This window comes from Aureimonas ureilytica DSM 18598 = NBRC 106430 (assembly GCF_000382705.1).
Classification (GTDB): Bacteria; Pseudomonadota; Alphaproteobacteria; order Rhizobiales; family Rhizobiaceae; genus Aureimonas; species Aureimonas ureilytica.
Genome location: NZ_ARQE01000003.1, coordinates 401150 through 427044, shown reverse-complemented (window position 1 = coordinate 427044; position 25895 = coordinate 401150). Strand labels below are relative to the sequence as shown.

28 protein-coding genes and 1 tRNA gene are annotated in these 25895 nt (G+C 68.7%); 18 read left to right on the top strand and 11 right to left on the bottom strand.

Features of this window, described 5'->3' with window-relative positions; translation table 11 throughout:
- The first annotated feature begins 106 nt into the window (after positions 1–106).
- The 6 genes from B146_RS0109190 to B146_RS0109165 all read left to right on the top strand — a co-directional run bounded on the left by B146_RS0109190 (position 107) and on the right by B146_RS0109165 (position 7146).
- Positions 107–1687: an ABC transporter substrate-binding protein gene (locus tag B146_RS0109190; RefSeq protein ID WP_019996143.1), complete on the top strand. Its 1581-nt coding sequence runs from the start codon at positions 107–109 to the stop codon at positions 1685–1687.
- Positions 1688–1748: 61 nt separating this feature from the next.
- Positions 1749–2723, top strand: a complete 975-nt coding sequence (locus B146_RS0109185) for an ABC transporter permease (protein ID WP_019996142.1) — start codon at positions 1749–1751, stop codon at positions 2721–2723.
- Positions 2723–3640 carry an ABC transporter permease gene (locus B146_RS0109180; protein ID WP_019996141.1) on the top strand — a complete coding sequence of 306 codons (918 nt, stop codon included), beginning with the start codon at positions 2723–2725 and terminating at the stop codon, positions 3638–3640. Before B146_RS0109185 ends, B146_RS0109180 begins: the two co-directional genes overlap by 1 nt.
- Complete coding sequence (locus tag B146_RS0109175) at positions 3637–4626, top strand: ABC transporter ATP-binding protein (RefSeq protein ID WP_019996140.1); 990 nt, start codon at positions 3637–3639, stop codon at positions 4624–4626. The genes B146_RS0109180 and B146_RS0109175 overlap by 4 nt, the downstream gene beginning before the upstream one ends.
- Positions 4623–5630 (top strand): ABC transporter ATP-binding protein, encoded by a 1008-nt coding sequence (locus tag B146_RS0109170; protein ID WP_019996139.1) that lies wholly within the window; start codon positions 4623–4625, stop codon positions 5628–5630. Before B146_RS0109175 ends, B146_RS0109170 begins: the two co-directional genes overlap by 4 nt.
- A 37-nt stretch (positions 5631–5667) precedes the next feature.
- Complete coding sequence (locus B146_RS0109165) at positions 5668–7146, top strand: M20 family metallopeptidase (protein WP_019996138.1); 1479 nt, start codon at positions 5668–5670, stop codon at positions 7144–7146.
- 585 nt (positions 7147–7731) lie between these two features.
- Here the strand turns inward: B146_RS0109165 and B146_RS0109160 are convergent.
- A tRNA-Ser gene (locus B146_RS0109160) sits at positions 7732–7821 on the bottom strand.
- 655 nt (positions 7822–8476) lie between these two features.
- Between B146_RS0109160 and B146_RS28310 the strand changes: the two genes are divergently transcribed.
- The 4 genes from B146_RS28310 to B146_RS0109140 all read left to right on the top strand — a co-directional run bounded on the left by B146_RS28310 (position 8477) and on the right by B146_RS0109140 (position 11901).
- Complete coding sequence (locus tag B146_RS28310) at positions 8477–8812, top strand: hypothetical protein (protein ID WP_040408369.1); 336 nt, start codon at positions 8477–8479, stop codon at positions 8810–8812.
- 3 nt (positions 8813–8815) lie between these two features.
- Positions 8816–9484 carry a peptide-methionine (S)-S-oxide reductase MsrA gene (gene msrA / locus B146_RS0109150; RefSeq protein WP_019996136.1) on the top strand — a complete coding sequence of 223 codons (669 nt, stop codon included), beginning with the start codon at positions 8816–8818 and terminating at the stop codon, positions 9482–9484.
- A 336-nt stretch (positions 9485–9820) separates the two neighbouring features.
- Positions 9821–10819 (top strand): BMP family lipoprotein, encoded by a 999-nt coding sequence (locus B146_RS0109145; protein ID WP_019996135.1) that lies wholly within the window; start codon positions 9821–9823, stop codon positions 10817–10819.
- A gap of 143 nt (positions 10820–10962) precedes the next feature.
- Positions 10963–11901 (top strand): nucleoside hydrolase, encoded by a 939-nt coding sequence (locus tag B146_RS0109140; RefSeq protein WP_019996134.1) that lies wholly within the window; start codon positions 10963–10965, stop codon positions 11899–11901.
- Between the two features lie 16 nt (positions 11902–11917).
- On the opposite strand, the gene B146_RS0109135 is transcribed toward B146_RS0109140, so the two are convergent.
- On the bottom strand, positions 11918–12127 hold the full coding sequence (locus B146_RS0109135) for a SlyX family protein (RefSeq protein ID WP_019996133.1): 210 nt from the start codon (positions 12125–12127) through the stop codon (positions 11918–11920).
- Positions 12124–12576, bottom strand: coding sequence for an acyl-CoA thioesterase (locus B146_RS0109130; RefSeq protein ID WP_019996132.1), 453 nt, complete (start codon positions 12574–12576; stop codon positions 12124–12126). The genes B146_RS0109135 and B146_RS0109130 overlap by 4 nt, the downstream gene beginning before the upstream one ends.
- Positions 12577–12737: 161 nt before the next feature.
- Here B146_RS0109130 and B146_RS0109125 point away from each other — a divergent pair, with 161 nt between their 5' ends.
- From B146_RS0109125 to deoA, 8 genes are read left to right on the top strand one after another with little or no spacing between them, the layout of a single operon-like run.
- Positions 12738–14267: an ABC transporter ATP-binding protein gene (locus B146_RS0109125; RefSeq protein ID WP_019996131.1), complete on the top strand. Its 1530-nt coding sequence runs from the start codon at positions 12738–12740 to the stop codon at positions 14265–14267.
- Complete coding sequence (locus B146_RS0109120) at positions 14264–14713, top strand: VOC family protein (RefSeq protein WP_019996130.1); 450 nt, start codon at positions 14264–14266, stop codon at positions 14711–14713. Before B146_RS0109125 ends, B146_RS0109120 begins: the two co-directional genes overlap by 4 nt.
- Entirely contained in the window at positions 14710–15846 is a 1137-nt protein-coding gene (locus B146_RS0109115) for an ABC transporter permease (protein WP_019996129.1), read from the top strand. The genes B146_RS0109120 and B146_RS0109115 overlap by 4 nt, the downstream gene beginning before the upstream one ends.
- Entirely contained in the window at positions 15846–16814 is a 969-nt protein-coding gene (locus B146_RS0109110) for an ABC transporter permease (protein ID WP_019996128.1), read from the top strand. The genes B146_RS0109115 and B146_RS0109110 overlap by 1 nt, the downstream gene beginning before the upstream one ends.
- Positions 16814–17209 (top strand): cytidine deaminase, encoded by a 396-nt coding sequence (locus B146_RS0109105; RefSeq protein WP_019996127.1) that lies wholly within the window; start codon positions 16814–16816, stop codon positions 17207–17209. The genes B146_RS0109110 and B146_RS0109105 overlap by 1 nt, the downstream gene beginning before the upstream one ends.
- Entirely contained in the window at positions 17206–18006 is an 801-nt protein-coding gene (locus tag B146_RS0109100) for a purine-nucleoside phosphorylase (protein WP_019996126.1), read from the top strand. Before B146_RS0109105 ends, B146_RS0109100 begins: the two co-directional genes overlap by 4 nt.
- Complete coding sequence (deoC, locus tag B146_RS0109095; RefSeq protein ID WP_019996125.1) at positions 18003–18758, top strand: deoxyribose-phosphate aldolase; 756 nt, start codon at positions 18003–18005, stop codon at positions 18756–18758. Before B146_RS0109100 ends, deoC begins: the two co-directional genes overlap by 4 nt.
- Positions 18758–20068, top strand: coding sequence for a thymidine phosphorylase (gene deoA / locus B146_RS0109090; RefSeq protein ID WP_019996124.1), 1311 nt, complete (start codon positions 18758–18760; stop codon positions 20066–20068). Before deoC ends, deoA begins: the two co-directional genes overlap by 1 nt.
- Before the next feature lie 3 nt (positions 20069–20071).
- On the opposite strand, the gene B146_RS0109085 is transcribed toward deoA, so the two are convergent.
- From B146_RS0109085 to B146_RS27675, 8 genes are all read right to left on the bottom strand, one after another.
- Complete coding sequence (locus B146_RS0109085) at positions 20072–20602, bottom strand: retropepsin-like aspartic protease family protein (RefSeq protein WP_019996123.1); 531 nt, start codon at positions 20600–20602, stop codon at positions 20072–20074.
- 349 nt (positions 20603–20951) lie between these two features.
- On the bottom strand, positions 20952–21152 hold the full coding sequence (locus B146_RS0109080; protein WP_019996122.1) for a hypothetical protein: 201 nt from the start codon (positions 21150–21152) through the stop codon (positions 20952–20954).
- Positions 21153–21154: 2 nt separating this feature from the next.
- On the bottom strand, positions 21155–21343 hold the full coding sequence (locus B146_RS0109075; protein ID WP_019996121.1) for a hypothetical protein: 189 nt from the start codon (positions 21341–21343) through the stop codon (positions 21155–21157).
- Between the two features lie 180 nt (positions 21344–21523).
- Positions 21524–22153, bottom strand: coding sequence for a uracil phosphoribosyltransferase (gene upp / locus B146_RS0109070; RefSeq protein WP_019996120.1), 630 nt, complete (start codon positions 22151–22153; stop codon positions 21524–21526).
- A 38-nt stretch (positions 22154–22191) separates the two neighbouring features.
- Positions 22192–23208 carry an adenosine deaminase gene (gene add / locus B146_RS0109065; RefSeq protein WP_019996119.1) on the bottom strand — a complete coding sequence of 339 codons (1017 nt, stop codon included), beginning with the start codon at positions 23206–23208 and terminating at the stop codon, positions 22192–22194.
- Positions 23205–24398, bottom strand: coding sequence for a phosphopentomutase (locus B146_RS0109060; protein ID WP_019996118.1), 1194 nt, complete (start codon positions 24396–24398; stop codon positions 23205–23207). The genes add and B146_RS0109060 overlap by 4 nt, the downstream gene beginning before the upstream one ends.
- A gap of 274 nt (positions 24399–24672) precedes the next feature.
- Entirely contained in the window at positions 24673–25224 is a 552-nt protein-coding gene (locus tag B146_RS27680; protein ID WP_019996117.1) for a TadE/TadG family type IV pilus assembly protein, read from the bottom strand.
- Complete coding sequence (locus B146_RS27675; protein ID WP_019996116.1) at positions 25224–25670, bottom strand: TadE/TadG family type IV pilus assembly protein; 447 nt, start codon at positions 25668–25670, stop codon at positions 25224–25226. Before B146_RS27675 ends, B146_RS27680 begins: the two co-directional genes overlap by 1 nt.
- Positions 25671–25895 lie beyond the last annotated feature (225 nt).

Here is a 25895-nt window from a genome sequence, read left to right as displayed (position 1 = left end):
GCGGGAGCCGGGAGCGGAGCATCCGGCCGCCCCGAATGCCGCCTCGGAAATCGACCGCAACGCCCCCGAACCCGCGCGCGCCGCCCATCGGCCCCAAGGAGACGCCATGCGCCTGTACTGCAAGTCCCTCACGGCCGCCGCGATGCTCGCGCTTCTCGCCGCAGCGCCGGCCATGGCGGCCGATCTCACGATCGGCACCAAGTCGGAGCCCTCGTCCCTCGATCCGCAGTTCCACGTCCTGTCGCCCAACATGCAGGTCGCGCTGTCGATCTTCGACGCGCTGACGATCCAGGACGCGCAGGGCAAGGTCGGCCCCAAACTCGCGGAAAGCTGGCAACTGGCGAGCCCCACCGAGTGGGTCTTCAAGCTGCGCCAGGGGGTGAGCTTCTCGGACGGAACGCCCCTGACCGCCGACGACGTGGTCTTCACCTTCGACCGGGTCGCGAAAGTGCCCAACAGCCCGACCGCCTTCACGCTCTTCACGCGCAAGATCGCGAAGGTCGAGGCGTCGGACCCGTCCACCGTGCGGATCACCACGACCGAACCCTATCCGCTGCTCCTCGTCGATGTCGCCAACCTTCCCATCATGTCGAAGGCTGCCGCCTCCGGCGCAGCGCCCGAAGGCAAGACGACGACGGAACTCAATCGCGGCGAGGGGCTGATCGGCAGCGGGCCGTTCAAGTTCGTGTCGTGGCAGAAGGGCGGCGACCTCGTTCTGGAGCGGAACGACCGCTATTGGGGCCCGCGCCCGGACTGGGACCGCGTCGTGATGCGGCCGATGACCAATCCGGCCGCTCGCGCCGCCGCGCTTCTGGCTGGCGATATCGACCTGATGGAAGACCTGCCGACGGCCAGCGTCGAGGAATTCCGCGCGAACCCGGCCGTGTCCGTCGTCGCCGCGCCCCCCGCCCGAATCCTCTACATCGCCCTCGACCAGGATCGGGACGCGAGCCCCGGCATCGGCGGAACGGATGGCCGCAACCCCTTGAAGGACCGGCGCGTGCGCGAGGCCCTGTCGCTCGCCGTCGATCGGCGCGGCATCGTCTCGCGGATCATGAGCGGCGCGGCCGAGCCGGCCGGCAGTCTCGGAACGCCCACCATGTTCGGCACGAGCCCCGAGCACGCCCAAGCCCCTGCGGCCGATCCGGCGCGGGCCAAAGCGCTCCTCGCCGAGGCCGGGTGGCCGGACGGCTTCACCATCACCCTCGGCTCGCCGAGCGGACGCTATGTCAACGACATCCGGGTCAGCCAGACGGTCGCCGCGATGTGGAGCCGGATCGGCGTGCGCACCGAGGTCGAGGCGTCCGCCCCGCCGGTCTTCTTCAAGAACCGCGACGCGCGCACCTACAGCGCCTATCTCGGCTCCTGGGGCAACAACACGGCCGAGATCGGCACGACCCTGACCGCGCAGCTCGCCACGTTCGACCGCGAGCGCGGCCAGGGGGCGGCCAACGGCGGACGCTACGCCAATCCCGAACTCGACGCCCTCCTGGCGCAGGCGAGCGGCACGCTGGACGACGCGGCCCGGCAATCCCTGCTGGAGAAGGCCGACGACCTCGCCATGGACGATTATGCGGTCGTGCCGCTCCATTTCGAGATCCCGTCCTGGGGTCTGCGAAAGGGGATCGCCTTCGAGGCGCGGGCCGACCAGTTCACGCTGCCCCAGGGCGCCACCCTCGCCAAGTGATGCCGTCCGCCGCGCCGCCGGCCGCAAGGCGGCGCGGCGCCCCGACCAAAGGAGCCTCGTCGTGCTCGTCTTCGTCATCAACCGCCTTTTCCAGGCCGTCGGCGTGCTTCTGGCCATGTCGGTGCTGGTCTTCGTCGGGATCTATCTCGTCGGCGATCCGACGGCGATGCTCGTCAGCCCGGAGGCGACCGAGCTGGAGCGTCAGGCCGTCCGCACCGCCCTCGGCCTCGACCAGTCCGTTTTCACGCAATATGTCGCCTTCCTCGGCAACGCGCTCCAGGGCGATTTCGGCCGCAGCTTCCTGACCGGCCAGCCGGCGCTGAAGCTGATCGTCGAGCGCATGCCCGCGACGTTCGAACTCGTGATCGTCGCCATGGGCTTTGCGGTTCTCGTCGGCGTGCCGCTCGGCATCGCGGCCGGGCTTCGGCCGGCGGCGCCCGCCTCGCGCGCGATCATGACCGCCTCGATCCTCGGCTTCAGCCTGCCGACCTTCTGGATCGGACTGGTGATGATCATGCTCTTCGCCGTCCAGCTCGGTTGGCTTCCCGCGTCCGGCCGGGGTCCGGTGGTGAGCCTGGGTCCCCTGCAGCTCAGCCTCTTCACGCTGGACGGATGGCGGCATGTCGCGCTTCCCGCGCTGACGCTCGGCATCGCCAAGGCCGCCCTCCTGATCCGCGTCACCCGCGCCGCCACGCGCGAGGTTCTGCCGATGGACTACATCAAGTTCGCCCGCGCGAAGGGACTGCCGACCGGCCGCATCCTGCGCGTCCATCTCCTGAAGAACATCACCATCCCGATCCTCACGGTGACGGGGCTGGAATTCGGTCAGGCCGTCGCCTTCGCGGTCGTCACGGAGACGATCTTCGCCTGGCCCGGAATGGGCAAGCTCCTGATCGACTCGATCCTCACGCTCGATCGGCCCGTCGTCGTCGCCTACGTCCTCGTCATGGTCTGCTTCCTCGTCGCCCTGAACCTCTTCGTGGACGTGTTCTGCATGGCGATCGATCCGAGCTCGCGCGAAAGGGTCCGCGACTGATGAGCGTCCAAACCCCCGCCGCACCACCGACCACGGCCGGCGCCGAGACGCCCTGGCGCCGGAACGTCGCGAGCTTCTGCCGCAGCCCCGTCGCGGTGCTCGGCCTGGTGCTTCTTCTCGCGCTGACGATCCCGGCTCTCTTCGCGCCCTGGGTGGCGCCGCAGAACCCCTACGATATCGGGGCTCTCGATATCTTCGAGTCCGAACTGCCGCCGGGTTCGGTGTCCGAGAGCACCGGCATGACCTATTGGCTCGGCACGGACGGGCAGGCGCGCGACATCCTCTCGGCCATTCTCTACGGAATGCGCACGAGCCTTCTCGTCGCCTTCACCTCGGTTTCGGCCGCGCTCGCCATCGGCGCGCTGGTCGGCCTCGCCGCCGCCTATTTCGGCGGGGTCTTGGATGCGGTGCTGATGCGCATCGTCGATATCCAGCTCTCGTTTCCCGCGATCCTCGTCGCGCTCGTCATGCTGTCCGTCCTCGGCCAGGGCGTCGACAAGGTGATCCTCGCGCTGATCGTCGTGCAATGGGCCTATTTCGCCCGGACGGCCCGCAGCGCCGCGATCGTCGAGCGCAACCGCGAATATGTCCAGGCGGCGCGGTGCCTGTCGCTCGGGCCCGGGCGGATCATCCTGCGCCACGTCCTGCCCAACTGCCTGCCGCCGCTGATCGTGATCGCCACCATCGATCTCGCGCATGCGATCGGCGCCGAGGCCACGCTCTCCTTCCTCGGCATCGGCGTGCCCGTGACCGAGCCCTCGCTCGGCATGCTGATCGCCAACGGGTTCGAGTTCATGTTCTCCGGCCAGTACTGGATCTCCTTCTTTCCCGGCATCGCGCTCGCTCTCCTGATCCTGGCGATCAACCTCGTCGGCGACCAGCTGCGCGACGTTCTCAACCCACGGAATGCGTCATGAGCGAAACCGGACAGGCCGCACCGCTGCTTTCGGTGCGCAATCTCAGGACCCATTTCCACACCCGTTCGGGAACGGCGAAGGCGGTGGACGGGGTCGACATCACGCTCGCGCGCGGCGAAATCCTCGGTCTCGTCGGCGAGTCGGGCTCCGGCAAGTCGATCAGCGGCTTCTCGATCATGGGTCTCGTCGATCCGCCGGGACGGGTCGTCGGAGGGCGGATCGAGTTCGACGGACGCGATCTCCTGGGGCTGTCCGACGCCGAGTGGCGGCGCCTTCGCGGCAACGAGATCGCGATGATCTTCCAGGACCCCTCGATGACGCTGAACCCGGTTCTGCGCGTCGACACGCAGATGGTCGAAACGGTGCTCGCCCATGCCGATGTCGGCCGCGAGGAGGCCCTGAGGCGCGCTCGCGAGGCGCTGGTCATGGTCGGCATCCCGTCGCCCGACGAGCGCCTGCGGGCCTATCCGTTCGAATTGTCGGGCGGCATGCGCCAGCGCGTGGCCATCGCCATCGCCCTGATCAACGATCCCCGCCTCGTCATCGCCGACGAACCGACGACGGCGCTCGACGTGTCGATCCAGGGGCAGATCATCCACGAGATGAAGAAGCTGTGCCGCCGCAAGGGGACGGCGCTGATCTGGGTCACGCACGATCTCGCCGTGGTGGCGGGCCTCGCGGACCGGATCGCCGTCATGTACGCCGGCCGGGTCGTGGAGTTCGGGCCGACGGCCGACATCATCCGCCGGCCGCTGCATCCCTATACGGGCGGGCTCATCGCCTCCGTGCCGTCGCGGGCGACGCGCGGCCGCCGGCTCCACCAGATTCCCGGCATGACGCCGTCGCTGTCCGATCTCGACGGCGGCTGCGCCTTCCGCACCCGCTGCGAGCGCGCGAGCGCCGCCTGCGCCGTGGCGCCCGAGGAAAGCGTGCCGGAGCCGGGTCGCACCTTTCGCTGCTGGCATCCTTTGGGAGGACGGGCATGAGCGCGCAACCGATCCTGACCGTGAAGGGTCTGGCGAAGACCTTCGTGAAGCCGGTCGGTCTCGCCGGCCGCATCGCCAATCTCTTCGGGGCGAACGAGAAGCGGCTGGAGATCCGGGCGGTGTCCGACGTCGATCTCTCGGTCGCGCCGGGAGAGGTCGTCGGCATCGTCGGCGAGTCGGGATGCGGCAAGTCCACGGTGGCGCGCATCCTCGCCGGGATCAGCCCCCGGTCGGCCGGCGAGGTCGCGTGGCAGGGCGTGTCCCTCGATGCCATGTCGCCGGCGCAGCGGCGCGACCACGCGCTGAGCGTCCAGATGATCTTTCAGGACCCCTTCGCCTCGCTGAACCCGCGCATGCGCGTCGTCGATATCGTCGGCGAGGCGCCCGTCGCCCATGGCCTCATCAAGCCTTCCGAGCGGCGCGGCTACGTCGCCGGGCTGATGGAGAAGGTCGGGCTGTCGGCCGCCTATCTCGACCGTTTTCCGCACCAGTTCTCCGGCGGTCAGCGCCAGCGCATCGGCATCGCCCGGGCCCTCGCCGTCCGGCCCAAGCTCATCATCTGCGACGAGGCCGTCGCCGCGCTCGACGTCTCGATCCAGGCGCAGGTCCTCAACCTCTTCATGGATCTGCGCGACGATCTGGGGCTCACCTACCTCTTCATCTCGCACAATCTGGGCGTCGTCGAGCATATCTCCGACCGCGTGGTCATCATGTATCTTGGGCGCGTGGTGGAGGTCGCCGCGACCGAAGACCTCTTCACCGACCCCAACCATCCCTACACCAAGCTGCTCCTGGAGCAGCTTCCCGTGCTCGAACCGGGGGAGCGGGACTACCAGCCGATCCGGGGCGAACTGCCCTCGCCACTCGCGCCGCCTTCCGGCTGCCCCTTCAATCCGCGCTGCCCGCACGCCATGCCCCGCTGCCGGTCCGACGTTCCGGCCCTGCGCCCGATCGGACCGGGCCGGCTCTCGGCCTGCCACCTGAACGATCGCGCGGCGGCCTGAGCCGCCACGCGTCTGCCCTTCTTCTGGAGACCGCCCCATGGACTTGCCCTCTTCGCCGACGCGCGAGACGCATTTTGGAACCGACTCGATCGTCGCCTGCATCGCCCGGAAGTCCGAGACCTTCATCGATCTCAGCGACCGCATCTGGGGCATGCCGGAGCTGCGATACGAAGAGGTCCGCTCGGCAGAGGAGCACATCGCCGCGCTGGAGGCGGAAGGCTTCGCCGTCACGCGCAACATCGCCGGCATCGCCACGGCCTTCATGGCCGAGGCCGGCAGGGGAAACGTGACGATCGGCTTTCTCGGCGAGTTCGACGCGCTGGCGGGCCTGTCGCAGGAAGCGGGCGCGACCGAGCACCGGCCGATCGAGGCGGGCGGCAACGGCCATGGCTGCCATCACAATCTTCTCGGCGCGGCCTCTCTGCTGGCGGCCGTCGCCCTGCGCGATGCGCTCGACGAGGCCGGGATCGAAGCGCGGGTCCGCTACTTCGGCTGCCCGGCGGAGGAGGGCGGCTCGGGCAAGACCTACATGGCGCGCGCCGGCGCGTTCGACGGACTGGACGCCGCCTTCTGCTGGCACCCGGCCGACTACAATCACGTCATGTCCTCGGCGACGCTGGCCAACATCCAGGCCTATTTCCGCTTCGCGGGGCGCGCCTCGCATGCGGCGGTCAGCCCGCAGGTCGGCCGCAGCGCGCTCGACGCGCTGGAGCTGATGAATGTCGGGGTCAATTTCATGCGCGAGCACATGCCGCCCGAGGCCCGCGTCCACTACGCGATCACCCAGACCGGCGGCGTGTCGCCCAATGTCGTCCAGGCGAGCGCCGAGGGCCTCTATCTCGTCCGCGCGCCCCGGATGGAGGATGCGGCGGAGCTCTTCGAGCGGGTGAGAAAGATCGCCGAGGGCGCGGCCCTCATGACGGAGACCGGCGTCGAGATGGTCTTCGACCGGGCGACGTCGGCGATCATCCCCAACCGCGCGCTGGAGGAGGTCATGCAGGAGGAGTTCGAGCGCGTCGGCCCGCCGCCCTTCGACGCCGACGACCACGCCTTCGCGGACAAGCTCGCCGCAGCCGCCCTCACGGACGCCGATCGCCGGGCCAGCGCCCGCGCGTTCAACGCGCCGGATCGCTTTCCGCGCAATCTCCACGACGAGATCCTGCCCCTGCCGCCGGAGCCGCGTCTCTTCTTCGGCTCGACCGATGTCGGCGACGTGAGCTGCCTCGTGCCGACCGCCCAGTGCCTGACCGCGACCGCCGTGCTCGGGACGCCGTTCCACACCTGGCAGACGGTGACGCAGGGCAAGATGCCCCATGCCCACAAGGCCATGGTCACGGCCGCCAAGGTCATGGCCGCGACGGCCGGGCGGGTGGTGCAGGACGAAGAACTTCGCGCGCGAGCCAAGGAGGAACTCCGCCGGCGTCGCGGATCGGACACCTACCGCTCGCCGCTCCCCGACGGCATCTTGCCGCCTCGCGACTCGTCGTCCCACCGGACGCCAGCCCGGCCTGCCTGAGGCGGGGGAGGCGCTGGTCGGGTCGCTCCGACCGCGCCCGTCCATCTTCGTCGGGTCGAGCCGTCGGTCGGCCAAAGCGGAGCCGCGCGAAGCACGGCGCGCCCGCCCGCTTCGAGATCGAGACGAAGCGGACCGCGCGCGCCCGTCCCGCGATGATGCCCGAGCCCGAACACGGCCCCCGATCGTATTCGATCGTCGTCCGGCTCCCTTTTCTGTTCCGGCGTTCAGCACGGCTCGCAACCGGTCCAAACCGAGCCCGAAGATCAATCGGCCTTCAGGCGCCGCCGCCTCGCTCGTCCCCCCGCATCTCGCGGCACGTCATCGGTCCGAAGCCGGCGCGTACGAAGTTTGCCGCGGGCTGCGGAGCCGAATGCGCGGCCAGGATACGACGCATGGCGGATGGCAAGCGCAGGGCGAAGCGCGAGCCCTGATGTAACGCGCGCCATGTGCGATATGCGGGACGGCTCGCGAGCGGGAACATTCGCTGGAACAGTGGCCACGGGATTCGATCCTGCGGGATCGAGGATCGGCCAGAAGACGGATGAAATCAGCGGATCGGCATCTCTGCCGCGAAACAGCGAAGCATGGCGGAGGGAGGGGGATTCGAACCCCCGATACGGTTTCCCGTATACACACTTTCCAGGCGTGCGCCTTCAACCACTCGGCCACCCCTCCAGATCGAACATGCCGGCTTTTTCGAAGCGGCGGGGCGAGGCCTTGGGAGGCGTCGCCGATCCGATGGGGCGCACTATCATCGCAAGGGGAAGGGTGGCAAGCCCTTTTCATGAAGATCGGATGATCCCGCCGGGTTGGCGCAAGGTTCGGCGCCGAAAGGCGCGGGCGCGGGGCCAACGGGGAGGCGGGGCACTGGACGCGCGGCGGGCGGCGAACAGGCTTCCAGAGCCAGAGCCAGAGCCAGAGCCAGAGCCAGAGCCAGAGCCAGAGCCAGAGCCAGAGCCAGAGCCAGAGCCAGAGCCAGAGCCAGAGCCGGGGCTGATGACGAGGGACGGAGGGCGAAGGGTGGGCGCGCCGAGACGAACCAGGGGCGCGACCAGAAGCAAACGGAGGATTGCGGGGCGAAGCCGCCTTTTTCCTGAGCGAACCGCCTTCCCCGAAAAACCACCATCATGGCTCCACGCAGGCTCTCTTCGCTCGACCTCGGCCGTCCCCCGTCCTGCGGCGGATCGGCCGGGCCGCCATTGCGGGACGCGGGGTCGGGCACCATATTCACGCCATCGAGACGCAGCCGGACGACAGGGCGCGCCGGTGGGGCCGGGCCGCTTCGGCGCGGGCCGGGGCGCCGCGGTCCGATGACGGGGAGGTCGGGTCCTTGCGGTTTCTTGCCTGGTGCCTTCGCGCCTTGGGGCTTCTGATCCTGGCGGCCGGAGCGGTTCTGGCGGTGGGCGATGCGGCCCGCTCGCTCGCGTCCAACAGCGTGCGCCTGATGACCATCTCCGAGACCCTGGCGCTGGCGGGCTGGAACACGCCGCTTGCCCAGCCCACCTCCGCCAACCCGGTCTTCACCGGGGGCGAGCGGGCGCAGTTGATGACCGAGATCGGGCGTCAGCCCGCCTGCGTGGTGCTGGGGATCGCCGGTTTCGTCTTTCTTGCCGCCGGGCGCGCGCCGCGCGCCGCCCGCTCCGGCGACCCTACTCGAAGGATTTGAGCAATGTTCGGTTTGAACCTCCTGAAGAAGACCCGGATGCCGAGCGCCGAGGAGGCGCTGCCGGGCCGCCCGACGCCGCTCGCCACGGCCGAGACGCATTTCGTCAACGGCGCGCCCTTGAAGGCCCCCTTCGGCGAGGGCGTCGAGACGGTGATCTTCGGCCTCGGCTGCTTCTGGGGCGCGGAGCGCAAGTTCTGGCAGGTGCCGGGCGTCGTCTCGACGGCGGTCGGCTATGCCGCCGGGCTGACGCCCAACCCGACCTACGAGGAAGTCTGCTCCGGCCAGACCGGGCACAACGAGGTCGTGCTCGTGGCCTATGACCCCGGCCGCGTCTCGTTCGAGGAATTGCTGCGCGTCTTCTTCGAATCGCACGACCCGACGCAAGGCATGCGCCAGGGCAACGATGTCGGCACGCAGTATCGCTCCGGCATCTATGTCACGGGCGAGGCGCAGCGCGAGGCCGCCGAAGCCGCCAAGCGCGCCTATGGCGAGGCGCTGCGCGAGGCCGGCCACGCGCAGCCGATCACGACCGAAATCCTCGACGCGCCGGACTTCTTCTACGCCGAGACCTATCACCAGCAATATCTCGCCAAGAACCCGCGCGGCTATTGCGGCCTCGGCGGCACGGGCGTGAGCTGCCCGGTGGGCCTTGGCGCCGTCGCCGCCGAGTGACGTCGGCGGGCGTCCGGCGCCCGCTCGCTGTGGGATCGGACCGAACGGGAAGGGCGGGGCATGCGACCCCGCCCTTTTTTCGTCCGCGCGCCGAAAAGGCGGCGAAGGCCTTCACGGTCTCGCGTTGAGGATAAGTGCGGATTTTAGGTGCGCGCGCGAAGGCTTCGTGCCAGTTTCCGGATCGGAAAGAGCCTGGCGGCCACAAGCCGGGCCGCAGCCGATCGGGGCTCTCGCCCCGCCTCAGCAACAGAGCCGATCGGGGCGTCAGCCCCGCCTCAGCAACAGGGCCGATCGGGGCGTCAGCCCCGTCTCAGCAACAGGGATTGCGCGAAACCCATGAAGTCCATCCTCGCCGGCCTCTTCGCCGCCTGCCTCGCCTCCGTCGCCGGCCCCGCGCTCGCGGCCGACCTCAAGCCCGCCGTGATCTTCGACCTCGGCGGCAAGTTCGACAAATCCTTCAACGAAGCCGCCTTCAATGGCGCCGAGCGCTTCAAGAAGGAGTCGGGCACCGCCTATCGCGAATTCGAGATGCAGAACGAGACGCAGCGCGAGCAGGTGCTGCGCCGCTTCGCGCGCGACGGCAACTCGCCCATCATCGCCGTCGGCTTCGCCCAGCAGGCGGCCGTGACGAATGTCGCCAAGGAATATCCGAACCTCCAGTTCGCCATCATCGACACGGTCGTGGACCTGCCGAACGTGCGCTCCATCCTCTTCAAGGAAGAGGAAGGCTCTTATCTCGTCGGCATGCTCGCGGCCATGAAGTCGCAGACCGGCACGGTCGGCTTCGTCGGCGGCATGGACATTCCGCTGATCCGCAACTTCGCCTGCGGCTACAAGGGCGGCGTCATGGCGGCCAAGAAGGACGCCAAGTATCTCGAGAACATGACGGGCACGACGGCTGCCGCCTGGAACGACCCGGTGCGCGGCGGCGAGCTTGCCCGCTCGCAGATGTCGCAGGGCGCCGACGTGATCTTCCACGCCGCCGGCGCGACCGGCATCGGCGTGCTGCAGGCCGCGGCGGATGCCGGCAAGTTCGGGATCGGCGTCGATTCCAACCAGAACATGCTGCATCCCGGCAAGGTGCTGACCTCCATGGTGAAGCGCGTCGACAACGCCGTGTACCAGACCTTCGAAGACGCTAAGAAGGGCGAGTTCAAGGGTGGCACGGTGACGCTCGGCCTGAAAGAGGATGGCGTCGGCTATGCCGTGGACGACAACAACAAGGCGCTCCTGACGCCCGAGATGACGGCGGCCGTCGAGAAGGCCAAGGCCGATATCATCGCCGGCACGGTCAAGGTCCACAACTACAACACGGACAACACCTGCCCCTATTGAGGCCAAGGTTCTCGGAAAGGCTTGTGCGGCTCGGAACCGAAAGGTTCCGGGCCGTTTTCGTGTCCCCGCGCATGGCCTTTCTGGCCAAGCGGGAGGGGGAGTGTTAGACGCCCGGCCCGAAGACGAACGAAAGGGAGCGCGCCATGCGCAAGGTGATTTTCGACACCGATCCGGGGCAGGACGATGCGGTGGCCATTCTCGCCGCGCTGGGCTCGCCGGGTGAGATCGAGGTGCTCGGCATCGCGGCGGTCGCCGGCAACATCCCGCTCCATCACACGGTCAACAACGCGCTGCGCCTCGTGGAACTCGCCGGGCGGCCGGATATCCCGGTCTATGCCGGCGCGGACCGCCCCTTCGCCCATCGCCTCGTCACCGCCGAGCACGTGCATGGCGCGACCGGGCTCGACGGGCCGGACCTGCCCCAGCCCGTGATGAAGCCGCGCGAAGGCCATGCGGCGGATTTCATCATCGACACGGTGCGCCGCCTGCCGGAAAAGACCGTGACGATCGCAGCTCTCGGGCCGCTCACCAATGTCGCCCTCGCGCTTCTGAAAGCCCCCGACATCGCCGAGCGATTGGCGGGCATCGTCCTCATGGGCGGGGCCTATTTCGAGGTCGGCAACATCACGCCGACCGCCGAGTTCAACATCTATGTGGACCCGGACGCGGCCAAGATCGTGTTCCGCTCGGGCGCCGACATCACGGTCCTGCCGCTCGACGTGACGCATCAGATGCATTCGACGCCGCCGCGCATCGAGGCCTTCCGGCGGATCGGCAACAAGGCGGGCGCGGCGGTCGCGGCCATGCTGACCTTCTCCGAGACCTACGATCTCCAGAAGTTCGGCTGGGACGGCGCGCCGCTGCACGACCCTTGCGTCACCGCCTTCCTCATTCGCCCCGAGCTCTTCGAAGGGCGGCGGGTGAATGTCGAGGTCGAGACCGGCAGCGCGCTGACGCGCGGCATGACGGTGGTGGACTTCTGGCGCGTGACCGACCGCGAGCCCAACGCCTTCTATGTGCGCTCGGGCGATGCGGACGGTTTCTTCGCGCTGTTGGCCGAGCGGGTGGCGCGCCTGCCCTGAGGCGCGCGCGACAGGATCAATAATGCGGCGGCTTGGTGATTTCCGGCCGGGGCGTCGCGACCTCCTCCAGCGCCAGGAAACGCTCGGCCAGCGCCTTCGTCGCCTTCTGCAGGCGCGCGAGGTCCTGGCCCTGCCGGGCGATTTCGCCCGAGAGATCCTCGATGATCTGGTTCTGATGCGCGATCTGGATTTCCAGCTCGACCAGCCGTTCCTCCGCGCCGCTCATCGCACGATCCGCTCCAGAACGGCCCGCAGCTCGGCGGGGATCGGCGCGGGCCGGCGCGTCGCCCTGCTCACATGCACATGCACGAAGATGCCTTCGGCCGAGGCCACGTCCTCGTCGTTGCGGAACAGCGCGATGTCGTAGGCGATGGAGGAGGAGCCGAGGCGCGAGATGGCGAGCCCCACCGTCACCCGGTCGGGAAAGCCGATCTCCGAGAGATAGCGGCAGCCGGTTTCGGCGACGAAGAGCAGCGTTTCGCCGGGCGTCGTCGGCAGGCCTTGCTGAAGAAGCCAGGTCGTCACCGCCGTGTCGAAGAACGTGTAATAGGCCGCGTTGTTCATGTGCCCATAGGCGTCGTTGTCCGACCAGCGGGTGGTGACGGGCACGAAGGCGGCGAAGTCGGCGCGGCGGCGGGGCTGGGGGCGGGACGGGCTCGGCGCGGGCGAGGACATGGCGGATCGGGTCTCCGGTAAGGGCTGGGTCAGGAGGTGGCCTGCAACGGCTTCGGGTTCAAGCCGTTTTTGCTCCACGCCTCGTTTGGGCGGCCCGCTGGCAATCGGGCGCGACGGCCTTTAAGCTTGCGCGCAACAGGAATTTCGAGATCGGGAACGGCATGGCGCCAGCGATCGAACTGATCGGCATTTCTAAGAACTTCGGCCCCGTGAAGGCCAATCGCGACATCAACATGCGCGTGGAAAAGGGCACGATCCACGGCATCGTCGGCGAAAACGGCGCGGGCAAGTCGACGCTCATGTCGATCCTCTACGGCTTCTATCAGGCCGACGAGGGCGAGATTCGCGTCAACGGCGCGCCGGTTTCCATCCCCGATTCGAACGCGGCGATCGCGGCGGGCATCGGCATGGTGCACCAGCATTTCATGCTGGTGGAGAATTTCACGGTCGTGGAAAACGTCATGCTCGGGGCCGAGCAGTCGGGCCTTCTCTCGCCCGGCATCCGCCGCGTGCGGGCCGAGCTTCTTCGTCTGGAGCGCGAGCATGGCCTCGCGATCGATCCGGACGCGGTGGTGGAAACGCTGCCCGTCGGCCTTCAGCAGCGCGTCGAGATCCTGAAGGCGCTCTATCGCGGCGCGGAAATCCTGATCCTCGACGAGCCGACCGGCGTCCTGACGCCGGCCGAGGCCGACCAGCTCTTTTCCGTGCTGCGCCACCTGCGCGACGAGGGAAAGACCGTCATCCTCATCACGCACAAGCTGCGCGAAATCCTGGCCGTCACGGACAATGTCTCCGTCATGCGGCGCGGCGAGATCGTCGCGACGGTGAAGACATCGCAGACCAGCGCGGCGGAACTCGCCGAGCTCATGGTCGGCCGCCGCGTGCTCCTGCGCGTCGAAAAGGGCGAGGCCGCGCCCAAAGCTCCGCTTCTGGAGGTGCGCAATCTCACCGTGCGGGACGGGCGCGGCGTCACCATGGTGGACGACGTGTCGTTCAGCCTGCGCGCGGGCGAGATCGTCGGCATCGCGGGTGTCGCGGGCAACGGCCAGTCGGAACTTCTGGAAGCGCTGTCGGGCATTCGCGCGGCGGAAAGCGGCACGCTGCGCCTCAACGGCGAGGCGCTGGACCTCAAGCGCGACATGGACCCCGCCGCGCTTCGCGCGCGGGGCCTCGCCCATGTGCCTGAAGATCGGCACCATATGGGCCTCGTCCTGCCCTTCAAGGAATACGAGAACGCCATTCTCGGCTATCACCGCGACCCCGCCTATGCGAAGGGGCCGTTCCTGAGCGTTTCGGCCATGCGCGCGGAAGCCAAGGAAAAGATCGCGGCCTATGACATCCGCCCGCCCTCGGCCGATCTGAAGACCGCCAATTTCTCCGGCGGCAACCAGCAGAAGGTCGTTCTGGCGCGCGAGATGGAGCGCGACCCGGCCGTTCTTCTCATCGGCCAGCCGACGCGCGGCGTCGATGTCGGCGCCATCGAATTCATCCACAAGCGCATCATCGAGATGCGCGACGCCGGCAAGGCGGTGCTGCTCGTCTCGGTCGAACTCGACGAAATCCGCGCCCTGTCCGACCGCATCCTCGTCATGTGCGCCGGCCGCGTGGTCGGCGAGCGCAGCCCCGACACGTCCGAAGGCGAACTCGGCCTGATGATGGCCGGCGAGACGGCGGCGGAGGCGGCGGAATGAGGGACGCGCGCGTCACGCTCGTCACCTTGGGCGTCGCTGATCTCGCCCGCGCCGCCCGCTTCTACGAGACGCTCGGCTGGGAGAGGACGGATCAGGGCAACGACAAGGTCGTCTTCCTGCAAGGGGAGGGGCTCGTTCTCTCGCTCTTCGGCTTGCAGGATCTTGCCGACGATGCCTCGCTGCCGCTGGAAGCGCTGCCGCGCTTTCGGGGCATGACGCTGGCGATCAATCTTCCCGGCGAGGCGGAGACCGATCGGCTCTTCGCGCTCGCCTGCGAAGCCGGCGGCGTGCCCGTGAAGGCCCCGCACAAGGTTTTCTGGGGCGGGTATTCCGGCTATTTCGCCGATCCCGACGGGCATCTCTGGGAGATCGCCCACAATCCCTTCTTCGCGCTCGACGCCGCCGGGCGGCTCGACCTTCTGAATCAGCCGAAGGACCCGGCATGAGCCGACCCTATACCAAGCTTCCCGCCTGGATCGACCATGGCGTCATTCCGCTCGTCAATGTCGTGGTGGCCTTTCTGGTCGCCGGGCTCGTGGTTCTGGCCGTCGGTGAAAGCCCGGTCGAGGCCGCGCGCCTCATGCTGCGCGGCGCCTTCGGCTATGGCGAGGGCTTCGGCTTCACGCTCTACTACACGACCAATTTCATCCTGACCGGCCTTGCCGTCGCGGTCGCCTTTCACGGCGGCCTGTTCAATATCGGCGGCGAGGGGCAGGCCTATGTCGGCGGCCTCGGCGTCGCGCTGGTGGCGCTCAATCTCGGCACCGTCCTGCCCTGGTGGGTGAACCTGCCGCTGGCGGTGGTCGCGGCCGGCGCGTTCGGCGCGGCCTGGGCCTTCCTGCCGGGCTATCTTCAGGCCAAGCGCGGCAGCCATGTCGTCATCACGACGATCATGTTCAACTTCATCGCCTCGGCGCTGATGGTCTATCTCCTCGTCGGCCCCTTGCGCCCGCTCGGCACGATGCAGCCCGAAACGCGCCAGTTCGACGCGGGCGGGCAATTGCCCAAGCTCGGCGGGCTGTTCGAGAGTCTGGGCATGAGTCTCGGCGGCGCGCCGCTCAACATGACCTTCTTCGTCGCGCTCGCCGCTGCGCTCTTCGTCTGGGTGCTGATCTGGCGCACGCGGCTCGGCTATGAAATCCGCACGCTCGGCTTCTCGCCCGCCGCCGCGCGCTATGCCGGCATGAAGGAAACGCGCCTCGTCGTCACCATCATGCTGATCTCCGGCGCGCTCGCCGGCATCATGGCGCTGAACTCGGTGATGGGCGATCAGTACCGGCTCCAGCTCAACTTCCCGGCCGGCGCAGGCTTCGTCGGCATCGCCGTCGCGCTCATGGGAAGGGGCCATCCACTCGGCATCCTGCCGGCCGCGCTTCTCTTCGGCGTTCTCTACCAGGGCGGAGCGGAACTCGCCTTCGACATGCCCTCGATCTCGCGCGACATGATCGTCATCATCCAGGGCCTCGTGATCCTCTTCGCCGGCGCTTTGGAAAACATGCTGCGGCCGGGCGTCGGCCGGCTCTACGGCTTCGTGCGCCTGCCGCTGACGAAATCCGTGCCCACTGATGAGGCCCGCTGATGGACACGCTCGGCCTTCTCAACCTCCTGGATTCCACCATCCGCCTGTCCACGCCGCTGCTCTTCGCGGCGCTGGCCGGCCTTTATTCCGAGCGCTCGGGCGTCTTCGACATCGGGCTGGAAGGCAAGATGCTGGCGGCGGCCTTCGCGTCCGCCGCCGTCGCGGCGCTGTCGCAGAACGCCTTTGCGGGCCTCGCGGCCGGCATCGGTGTCGCCGTCGTCTTCTCGCTCGTCCATGGCCTCGCCTCGATCACCTATCGCGGCAACCAGATCGTCTCGGGCGTGGCGCTGAACTTCATCGCCTCCGGCCTCACCATCATTCTCGGCGCGGCCTGGTTCGGGCAGGGCGGCAACACGCCGACGCTCAGCCAGAGCGGGCGCTTCCTCGACATCGCGCTGCCGGGCGCGGAGGCGGTGCGGGACGTGCCGGTTCTGGGCTTTCTCTATTCCGGCCTCCTGTCGGGGCAGAACCTTCTCGTCTATCTCGCCTTCCTCGCCGTGCCCTTCACCTGGTGGGTGCTCTATCGCACGCGCTTCGGCCTGCGGCTTCGCGCGGTCGGCGAAAATCCGGGCGCGGTGGATACGGCCGGCATCTCGGTCACATGGCTGCGCTACCGCGCCGTGATCATCTGCGGCGTTCTCACCGGCATGGCCGGCACCTATCTCGCCATCGCGCAGTCGGCGGGCTTCGCGCGCGAGATGACGGCGGGGCGCGGCTATATCGCGCTGGCGGCGCTGATCTTCGCCAACTGGAAGCCGGTGCCCGTCATGTTCGCCTGCCTCCTGTTCGGCTTTCTGGATGCGGCCTCCATCCGCCTCCAGACGACGGAACTGCCGCTCATCGGCCAGATCCCGCCGCAGCTCGTCCAGGCGCTGCCCTATATCCTGACCGTGATCCTGCTCGCCGGCTTCGTCGGCAAGTCGCACCCGCCCAAAGCCGGCGGCGTGCCTTATGTGAAAGAGCGCTGATGTCGGAAGACCTGTTCCTCAAGGCGCGCTCGGCCATGCGGAAGTGCCACGCGCCCTATTCCAACTTTCCCGTCGGCGCGGCCCTGCGCACCGAGGACGGGCGCATCTATAGCGGCTGCAATATCGAGGTCGTGAGCTTTCCCGAAGGCTGGTGCGCCGAGACGACGGCCATCGCCCATATGGTGATGGACGGCGGCGGGCGGATCGCCGAGATCGCGGTCGTCGCCGAGCGGCTGCGCGCCTGCTCGCCCTGCGGGGGCTGCCGCCAGCGCATCGCGGAGTTCGCCAGCGCCGAAACGCGCGTCTTCCTCTGCGACGCGGCGGAGGGTGTCGTGGAAACCATGCTGATGGGCGAACTCCTGCCCAAGGCCTTTCCGACGGATGCCGTCTCGTGAGCGCGGCCGGCGAAGCCCTGCGGGATCGGCTCGGCGCGCGCCGGCCGCGTGTCGCGCTGGTTCTCGGCTCCGGCCTCGGCGCGCTCGTGCGCGAGGTCGAGGACGCCCATCACATCCCCTATCGCGACCTGCCGGGCTTTCCCGTCTCGGCCGTGTCGGGCCATGCGGGCGAGGTGGTCTCGGGCTGGCTGGCGGGCGTCGATGTCCTGATCCTGTCGGGCCGCATTCATTACTACGAGGCCGGCAACGCGGCCGCCATGCGCCCGGCGCTCGAAGCCCTGAAGGCGGTCGGCGTCGAGATCCTGTGCCTCACCAACGCCGCCGGCTCGGTGAACCCCGCGATCGCGCCGGGCGAGGTCATGCTGATCGACGATCACATCGCCTTTTCCGGGGCCAATCCGCTGATCGGGGAGCCGACCGACGCGCGCTTCGTCGGCATGACCTCGGCCTATGATCCGCAGCTGCGCGAGGCCATGCTGCGCGGCGCCATCAAGGCGGAGGAAGCGCTGCACCGCGGCGTCTATATGTGGTTCTCCGGCCCCTCCTTCGAGACGCCGGCCGAAATCCGCATGGCGCGGGTCCTGGGCGCGGATGCGGTGGGCATGTCCACCGTGCCGGAAACCATCCTCGGACGCTTTCTGGGCCTGCGCGTCGTCGGCGCCTCCGTCGTCACCAATTTCGGCGCGGGCATGACGGGCGCGGAACTCAGCCACACGGAAACCAAGGACATGGCGCCGATCGGCGGCGCCAAGCTCGCCCGCATCCTCGCCCACGCCCTGCCGGAGTTCGCCCTATGAGGGATCGCGCAGACGACGCACGCCGGCTGATCGCCTCGCTCGACCTCACCAATCTCAACGAGGACTGCACCTCGGCCGATATCGAGGCGCTGGTGAAGCGAGCGCGGACGCCTGAAGGCGATGTCGCGGCCATCTGCATCTGGCCGCGCTTCGTGGCTGAGGCGCGCGCGATTCTGCCCGAAAGCATCCACCTCGCGACGGTCGTGAACTTTCCGGCCGGGGGCGAGGACGTGGAAGCGACACTGGCCGAGACGCGCCAAGCCGTAACTGACGGAGCGGACGAGATCGATCTCGTGATCGCCTATCGCCGCGTGGCCGCCGACCCGGCCTTCGTGGAAGATCAGGTGCGCGCGGTGAAGGCGGCAGCCGGTTCGGCTCGGCTGAAGGCCATTCTGGAGACGGGGGAACTCGTCGACCCCGACCTGATCCTTTCAGCCTGCGAAGCCGCGCTCAAGGGCGGAGCGGATTTCCTGAAGACCTCGACCGGCAAGGTGCCGGTCAGCGCCACCCCCGAGGCCGCCCGCATCCTGCTTCAGGCCATCGCCGACCACGGCGGCACGGTCGGCTTCAAGCCGTCCGGCGGTATCAAGACGTTCGAGGACGCCAAGCTCTATCGCGACATGGCGGAGGAAGTCTGCGGCGCGGGATGGGCGGTGCCTGACCGCTTCCGGCTCGGCGCGTCCGGCGTCCTGACCGACCTTCTGGCGGTCGCCGGCGGTGCCGGGCGGGGCGGCGAGACGAGCGGCTATTGATGCGCCTGCCTGCCGAGATCATTCGCGCCAAACGCGACGGGCTGGCGCTGGACGCTGCCGACATCGCGGATTTCGTGCGCGGTATCGGTGAGGGCGCGATTCCCGACGCGCAGATTGCCGCGCTTTGCATGGCGATCTTCCTGCGCGACATGGAGCGGGCGGAGACGGTCGCGCTGACGCTCGCCATGCGCGATTCCGGCGATGTGCTCGACTGGCGCTTTCTGGAGCGCCCGCTCGCCGACAAGCATTCCACCGGCGGCGTCGGCGACAATGTCTCGCTCATGCTGGCGCCGATCCTGGCCGCCTGCGGCGCGGCGGTGCCGATGATCTCCGGCCGAGCCCTCGGCCATACCGGCGGCACGCTGGACAAGCTGGAAGCCATTCCGGGCTACACGGTGACGCCCGAGCCGGAGCGCTTCCGCGCCGTGGTCAGGCAAGTCGGCTGCGCGATCGTCGGCCAGACGGCGCGCCTCGCCCCGGCGGACGGGCGCATCTATGCCGTGCGCGACACGACGGCCACCGTGGAATCGACGCCGCTCATCGTCGCCTCCATCCTGTCGAAGAAGCTCGCGGCCGGCCTCCAGAGCCTCGTTCTCGACGTGAAGACGGGCTCGGGCGCCTTCATGGCGGATGAGGCGGATGCGCGTGCGCTCGCCCAAGCGCTGGTGGATGTCGCCAACGGGGCTGGCCTGCCATGCAGCGCGCTGCTCACCGATATGAGCCAGCCGCTGGCGGCTGAGGCCGGCAATGCGCTGGAAGTCGCCAACGCCGTTCGCTTCCTGAAGGGCGAAAGCGCCGGCACGCGGCTGCACCGGGTCACGTTGGCGCTTTGCGCCGAGGCTTTGGTCCAAGCGGGGCTTGCCGGAAGCGCCGATGAGGGCGAGGCTCTGGCGACCCGCGCGCTGGCGAGCGGCGCGGCGCTGGAGCGCTTCGGCGCGATGGTGGCCGGACTGGGTGGTCCCGTTGATTTCGTGGAGCGCATGAACGCCTATCTGCCGGCCGCGCCCGTCCTGCGCCCGGTTCCCGCGCCCTCGGCCGGCACGGTTGCGGCGATGGACACGCGCGCGCTGGGGCTCGCCGTGGTGCAACTCGGCGGCGGGCGCAGCGTGCCGGGCGAGGCGATCGACCCGGCCGTCGGCCTGTCCGCCATCGCGCCGCTCGGAACTTCAGTTCAGGCGGGCGATCCGCTCGGCTTCGTTCATGCCCGCAGCGAGGCTGCGGCCGAGCGCGCCGTGGCGCAGGTTCTCGCCAGTGTCACGATCGGGGACGCGGCGCCGGATCGCCGTGACGTGATCGACCGGATCGGCTAGCGCTCAGGGCACCAGCGTCAGCGTGTCGCCGGTGACCGAAAAGCTCTTCAGGCGACCGAGAAAGCTCATGCCGAGAAGCGTGGAGGACAGGGCCTCGCCCTTGGCGACCACCACGTCCACATCGCGCAGTTCCACCGGGCCGATCGCGATGCGCGAGGCCTTGGCGCGGGCGACGGGCATGGGCCCGTTGGCGGTCTGCGCGACGCTCGTGAAGGCGTCCGGCGCGACGCGGATGCCGAGCCGGCGCGCCGTGCGCTCGCTGAGCGCCACATAGGTCGCGCCCGTATCCACGAGCACGGGTTCGCTCCGCCCCTCGAAACGGGCCTCGGTGCGGAAATGCCCGTCCGGGCCGGCGCGAAGCTGCAGGCTGCGCCCGGTGGCCGGCGCGGGGAGGGCGGCCTCCACCACCCTGGCCGGCGGCGTCACCTGCTCGCTTTCGCCCGTCTGCAGGGCCGTGCGGTATTTCTCGAACACGGAGGGAAAGGCCAGCGCGACGATCGAGGCGAAGACGGCGAAGCCGAGGAGCCGGGTCATGAAGCAAAGGTCCTGGACGGCGAACGGAAGACGCGTCGCGCCAGCTTGGCGGCAAATGGTGAACGAAGGCTTGGGGTGGCCGGGCCTGCTCGGCGTGATGGTTAAGGGGTGGGCGGGAGTCTGCCCGTGAGCGGCTTTCGTCCGTCCGCCGCTCGCCTCGGCGCAAGCCAGTGTGGCGCCGCGCGTCCGCGAGGACCGGCGCGAAGGCTCGGCTGATGACGACCGCACATCGACGGAGCTTTGCGCCTCGCGCGTTCCAAAGCGCGGAGGCCGCCGATCTCGTGCGTTCGCCCGCAAACGAAAAAGGCCCGCGCGAGGCGGGCCTTTTCCTTTCGACCGCGAGCGGCCGCTATTTCAGCTTGGCGTCGTGCGTGTGGTGGCTGTCCTGTTCGCCGCCCCCGCCCGACACCCGTGCCTGCGGGCCGTTGGTCGGCTCGCCGGGCTTGGGGCCGCGCCCTTCTGTCGGGTCCGGCCGGTCGGAGCGCTGGTGGCTGGAGCCGGGGCCGCCATGGTGGCGGTTGGCGCTGTCCGTCTTGGAGGAACTGGACATGGCTAGCGGTCCTGCTGGTGACCCTGATGGGTCGTGTTCTGGTGGATGTTGCCCTGGCGGCCTTGCGTGTCGAGATTGCCGGGCGAGGCATGGGCGCCCTTGGCGCTCGCGTCGCCCTTGTGGGTCTCGTGGTCGCCCGGTCCCTTCGGGCTCAGATTCTCGGCCGGGATCGGCGGGGATTTGGAGGACATGGGATCGCTCCTTTTCGTTGATCGAAAAGGTTAATCCCGCCTCGCCCCGCCGGTTCCCGAGGTGTTTTGCTGGCCAAGGATCGCCACGCCAGCCTTGCTGGCCATCAAACGCGGAACGGCCCGGACGGGCGCGCCATCCGGGCCGTTCCGATCCTGTTCGCGCCTTGGGCGCGGGGTCGCTTATTTCGTGCCGTACATGCGGTCGCCCGCGTCGCCGAGGCCCGGCATGATGTAGCCCTTCTCGTTCAGCCCCTCGTCGATCGAGGCGGTGAAGACGGGAATGTCGGGGTGGGCGTCGCGGAAGCGCTGGATGCCTTCCGGCGAGGCGAGGAGGCAGAGGAAGCGGATGTTCTTCGCCCCGCGCTCCTTCAGCTTCTCCATGGCGGCGGTGGCGGAATTGGCGGTCGCGAGCATCGGGTCCACCACGATGATCAGGCGGTTGGCGAGGTCTTCGGGCGCCTTGAAATAGTATTCCACTGGCTGCAGCGTGTCGTGGTCCCGGTACATGCCGATATGGGCGACGCGGGCGGCCGGCACGAGGTCGAGCATCCCTTCCAGAAGCCCGTTGCCGGCGCGCAGGATGGAGGCGAAGACGAGCTTCTTGCCCTCCAGGATCGGCGCGTCCATTTCCTGCATCGGCGTTTCGATGCGGGTCGTGGTCAGGTCGAGATCGCGCGTCACCTCGTAGCACAGAAGCGTCGAGATCTCGCGCAGGAGCCGGCGGAAGCTCGCCGTCGAGGTCTCCTTCTTGCGCATCAGGGTCAGCTTGTGCTGCACGAGCGGATGGTCGATGACGGTGACGCCGTCCATGCGGAAACCTCTTATGGCTGTTCGTTCGTGGAACAGGTCTATTGCGTCGAGGCCGGCGCGCCAAGCGCGAGGGCGCGAACCGTCAACAGATCGAACAAGCGCCGGCGCGTCGCCTCGTCCACGAAGGCCGCCTCGATCGCATTGCGCGTCAGCGCCAGCCGCTCCGCCGGACCGAAGCCGGCTGCGGCCGCAAAGGCGTATTCGCGGGCAAGATCGGTGCCGAAAAAGGGCGGATCGTCGGAATTGACCGTCAGCCGCAGCCCGGCCTCGCGCAGGCGCTTGAGGGGATGGGACGCCGCATCGGGATAGACGCCGAGCGAGAGGTTGGAGCCGGGGCAGACCTCGAGCGTGATCGCCTCGTCGCGCAGGCGCTTCAGGAGGTCCGCGTCCTCGATCGACCGCACGCCATGTCCGATGCGCGTGACCTTCAGCTCATCCAGCGTCTCACGCACGCCTTCGGCGCCCGCGAACTCGCCGGCATGGGCGGTGAGGCCGAGCCCGGCCTCGGCGGCGATGCGAAAGGCGCGGGCAAAATCGCGCGGCCGGTGCAGCCGTTCGTCCCCGGCCATGCCGAAGCCGGTGACGCCGGCCGCACCAGCGGCAAAGCGCGCGGCGTCCTCCACCGCCTCGGGGCCGAGATGGCGCACGCCGACCACGAGAAAGCGGCAGGTGATGCCGCTCGCCTGTTCCGCGTCCTTCGCGCCTTGGGCGAGGGCATCGAGATAGGTCTCAGGCGACAGGCCGCTTGCCCGCGCATGGTCGGGCGAGATGGTCAGCTCGCTGTAGATCGCGCCATCGGCCGCGATGCGCGTCAGGTAATCGCGGGCGAGGCGGCGGTAATCCTCCGGCCGGCGCAGAAGCGCGGCCGCTCGGTCATAGGCCGCGAGAAAGCCGGAAAAGCCCTCCCAGCGATAGGTCTCACCTTCCGCAAAAGTGCCGAGATCGACGCCCTCGCGCTGCGCCAGTTCGCGCGCGAAACCCGGCTCCAGCGTGCCCTCGACATGGGCGTGAAGCTCGGCCAGCGGGAAGCGGGCATCGGTGGAGGATGCGATCACAGGAAGCTCCTTCCATGCGGGCCGGCGGCAAGGCCGAGATGGGCGGCGACGCTTTCGCCGATATCGGCAAAGCTCGATCGAAGGCCGATGGCGCGGGGCTCAAGGCCCGGCCCGAAGCCGAGGATCGGCACATGCTCGCGCGTGTGGTCGGTGCCGGGATAGGTCGGATCGCAGCCATGGTCGGCGGTGAGGATCGCGAGATCGCCCGGCCGCAGCGCGGCTTCCAGCTCGGGCAGGCGCGCGTCGAAGGCCTCCAGCGCCGCCGCATAGCCCGGCACGTCGCGGCGGTGGCCGTAGATCATGTCGAAATCGACGAAATTGGCGAAGACGAGATCGCCGTCGCGGGCATCGCGAACCGCGCCGAGCATCGCGTCGAACAGGGCCATGTTGCCGTCGCCCTTGCGTACCTCGCTGACGCCCTGATGGGCGAAGATGTCGCCGATCTTGCCGATGCCGATGACGCGGCGGTCGGCGGCCACGGCGCGGTCGAGCACGGTCGCTTCGGGCGGCGGCACGGAATAGTCGCGCCGGTTGGCCGTGCGGCGGAAGCTCTCCCGCGTCTCGCCCGTGAAGGGCCGCGCGATGACGCGGCCGATATTCAGGGGATCGACATGGCGGCGCGCGGCCAAGCAAAGTTCATAAAGCCGGTCTAGGCCGAAATGCGTCTCGTGGGCTGCGATCTGCAACACGCTGTCGCTCGACGTGTAGACGATCGGCTTGCCCGAGCGAAGGCTCTCCTCGCCCAGGCGCTCGATGATCTCGGTGCCCGACGCGTGGCAATCGCCCAGAATGCCGGGAATGCCCGTGTCGTCGACGATCTCTGCGATCAGCTCGGGCGGGAAACAAGGGATCGTTCGGGGGAAATAGCCCCAGTCGAAGAGAACCGGAACGCCCGCGATTTCCCAGTGACCCGACGGCGTGTCCTTGCCCCGGCTGACCTCGGCGGCCGATCCCCAGAGGCCCGCCGGCTCGCCGGCTCGCGCCCGCCCGGCCGCGTGGAACAGGCCGAGCCGTTCCATGTGCGGCAGGCGCAGCGGCCCCGCGCGCAGGCCGGCCCGGTCGGCCTCGCCGCGCTCGGCGGCCTCCAGGATATGGCCGAACGTGTCGGCGCCCTCGTCGCCGAAGGCGCTCGCGTCCGCGGCGCCTCCGATGCCGAAGGAATCCAGAACGATCAGAACGGCGCGGGTCATGGCAGATCTCCTTGCCGGACTTGTCGCACGAGGAAGCGGCGCGCGAAAGCGCGGGGGCTTATCTGCCTGGTGACCGGACGCGCGGGTGAGGGAGCGGTCCCGTCGGGATCGGTCGACCCGATCGGTCCGCCGATCGCCGCGTCGCGAAGACTTCGGCTTGGAGGACCACGGATCGCCCGCTCGCCGCTTCCAGCGATAGGCCGAAACGCTCCTGGCCCTTCTCCACCCGGGGTTTCGATCCCGGTGTGAGCTGGCCGCAGTGCCGCGCGTGGCGTCAGTTGCAGTCCGTGCAGGGCACGCCGGCATTGGCGACGCGGGGGCTGTAATGCGCGGTTTCGTTCATCGTCATGCTCGGCAGGATGCCCGTCGAGACGAGCGGCGTGTAATCGTAGGTTCCCTCCACGGCCACGAAGGCCCGCGAGGTCTGGCCGATCAGCGGGGGCGGCAGCGGGTAGGTCGAGTTCTTGGAGCGCGCGGTCGCTCCGTTCGCCGCCTGCGACCAGTCCACCTTCGCCTGTCCCTTGTCGTCGATCAGGATGGAGGACACGACGAGCTTCACCTTGCCCGAATCCAGCGGCTGCATCAGCGCCCGCGCGATCTCGAGTTCGGCGGCGAGTTCGGACTTGTTGGTGCTGGAATCCTGCGCCACCAGATCGGCCGTGGCGTTGACGGTCGCCTTCAGCTTGCGGGACGCGGTGATGGCGAGCGTCGCCTCCGAGGCGCCGAGATAAAGAAGCAGCATGAGCGGGGCGACGAGCGCGAACTCCACCGCCGCCACGCCGCCCTTGTCCCGGCCGAAGCGCTGTCGGAGCGTGTCGAGGCCCATCAGTAGGGCTCCGTGCGGAAGGCGGTGACGCTGGCGAGCGTCACCTTGCCGTTCGTCGCGTTCAGGCGGCTGAGGACGTCGGCGATCGGCTCCCAAGGGTAGTAGACCCGCAGCGCCATGATGGTCTTGGCCGCGCCCGTCTGCGTGCGCGTCGTGTTGAGTTCTGCGGCTGTGGGCTGGGACAGGTCGATCCCTTCGAACGTGTCGTAGCTGCGCAGGTCGATCGTCAGCTTGTCGCAGGACAGGAACACCTTCACCTTGTCGCAGATCAGCTTGCGGAATGGCTCGGGCTTCATCTGATCGGCGTCGAGCTGTCCGGTGCGCACCAGCCGCGCCACCTGCTCGACGCCGCCATCCAGCGTCAGTTGGCCCATGAACATGAGGCCGGTCTCGACCGTGGCGAACAGGAGGAACAGGAACGGGACCGCGAGAATCGCAAATTCCACGGCCGTCGCGCCGGACCTGTCGCGCCCGAAACGCCTTGCGATCCGAAGCCTCGCGCCGTCACGCGCTCCCTCCGGCCCCTGTCTCGTGGTTTTGCCTCGGATCATCTTCGCTCCGCTTGGCGCCCCGATGCGCGGCGCAGGCGCGAGTACGCCGTTTGCCCCACGCGCTTTTCCGGCACGGTAGACGGGCTTGGTTGCGGACGAATTAAGCTTGAAAGGAGTTTT

Excerpts from the sequence above, each read along its gene's own strand:
- B146_RS0109190 (WP_019996143.1), top strand. The coding sequence starts at position 107 with ATGCGCCTGTACTGCAAGTCCCTCACGGCCGCCGCGATGCTCGCGCTT.
- B146_RS0109170 (WP_019996139.1), top strand. The coding sequence starts at position 4,623 with ATGAGCGCGCAACCGATCCTGACCGTGAAGGGTCTGGCGAAGACCTTC.
- B146_RS0109115 (WP_019996129.1), top strand. The coding sequence starts at position 14,710 with ATGAGCCGACCCTATACCAAGCTTCCCGCCTGGATCGACCATGGCGTC.
- B146_RS0109120 (WP_019996130.1), top strand. The coding sequence starts at position 14,264 with ATGAGGGACGCGCGCGTCACGCTCGTCACCTTGGGCGTCGCTGATCTC.
- B146_RS0109135 (WP_019996133.1), bottom strand. The coding sequence starts at position 12,127 with ATGAGCGGCGCGGAGGAACGGCTGGTCGAGCTGGAAATCCAGATCGCG.
- B146_RS0109125 (WP_019996131.1), top strand. The coding sequence starts at position 12,738 with ATGGCGCCAGCGATCGAACTGATCGGCATTTCTAAGAACTTCGGCCCC.
- B146_RS0109140 (WP_019996134.1), top strand. The coding sequence starts at position 10,963 with ATGCGCAAGGTGATTTTCGACACCGATCCGGGGCAGGACGATGCGGTG.
- B146_RS0109060 (WP_019996118.1), bottom strand. The coding sequence starts at position 24,398 with ATGACCCGCGCCGTTCTGATCGTTCTGGATTCCTTCGGCATCGGAGGC.
- msrA (WP_019996136.1), top strand. The coding sequence starts at position 8,816 with ATGTTCGGTTTGAACCTCCTGAAGAAGACCCGGATGCCGAGCGCCGAG.
- B146_RS0109175 (WP_019996140.1), top strand. The coding sequence starts at position 3,637 with ATGAGCGAAACCGGACAGGCCGCACCGCTGCTTTCGGTGCGCAATCTC.
- B146_RS0109110 (WP_019996128.1), top strand. The coding sequence starts at position 15,846 with ATGGACACGCTCGGCCTTCTCAACCTCCTGGATTCCACCATCCGCCTG.
- B146_RS0109145 (WP_019996135.1), top strand. The coding sequence starts at position 9,821 with ATGAAGTCCATCCTCGCCGGCCTCTTCGCCGCCTGCCTCGCCTCCGTC.
- B146_RS0109130 (WP_019996132.1), bottom strand. The coding sequence starts at position 12,576 with ATGTCCTCGCCCGCGCCGAGCCCGTCCCGCCCCCAGCCCCGCCGCCGC.
- B146_RS27680 (WP_019996117.1), bottom strand. The coding sequence starts at position 25,224 with ATGGGCCTCGACACGCTCCGACAGCGCTTCGGCCGGGACAAGGGCGGC.
- deoA (WP_019996124.1), top strand. The coding sequence starts at position 18,758 with ATGCGCCTGCCTGCCGAGATCATTCGCGCCAAACGCGACGGGCTGGCG.
- B146_RS0109075 (WP_019996121.1), bottom strand. The coding sequence starts at position 21,343 with ATGTCCTCCAAATCCCCGCCGATCCCGGCCGAGAATCTGAGCCCGAAG.
- B146_RS0109165 (WP_019996138.1), top strand. The coding sequence starts at position 5,668 with ATGGACTTGCCCTCTTCGCCGACGCGCGAGACGCATTTTGGAACCGAC.
- B146_RS0109080 (WP_019996122.1), bottom strand. The coding sequence starts at position 21,152 with ATGTCCAGTTCCTCCAAGACGGACAGCGCCAACCGCCACCATGGCGGC.
- B146_RS0109105 (WP_019996127.1), top strand. The coding sequence starts at position 16,814 with ATGTCGGAAGACCTGTTCCTCAAGGCGCGCTCGGCCATGCGGAAGTGC.
- B146_RS0109180 (WP_019996141.1), top strand. The coding sequence starts at position 2,723 with ATGAGCGTCCAAACCCCCGCCGCACCACCGACCACGGCCGGCGCCGAG.
- deoC (WP_019996125.1), top strand. The coding sequence starts at position 18,003 with ATGAGGGATCGCGCAGACGACGCACGCCGGCTGATCGCCTCGCTCGAC.
- upp (WP_019996120.1), bottom strand. The coding sequence starts at position 22,153 with ATGGACGGCGTCACCGTCATCGACCATCCGCTCGTGCAGCACAAGCTG.
- B146_RS0109085 (WP_019996123.1), bottom strand. The coding sequence starts at position 20,602 with ATGACCCGGCTCCTCGGCTTCGCCGTCTTCGCCTCGATCGTCGCGCTG.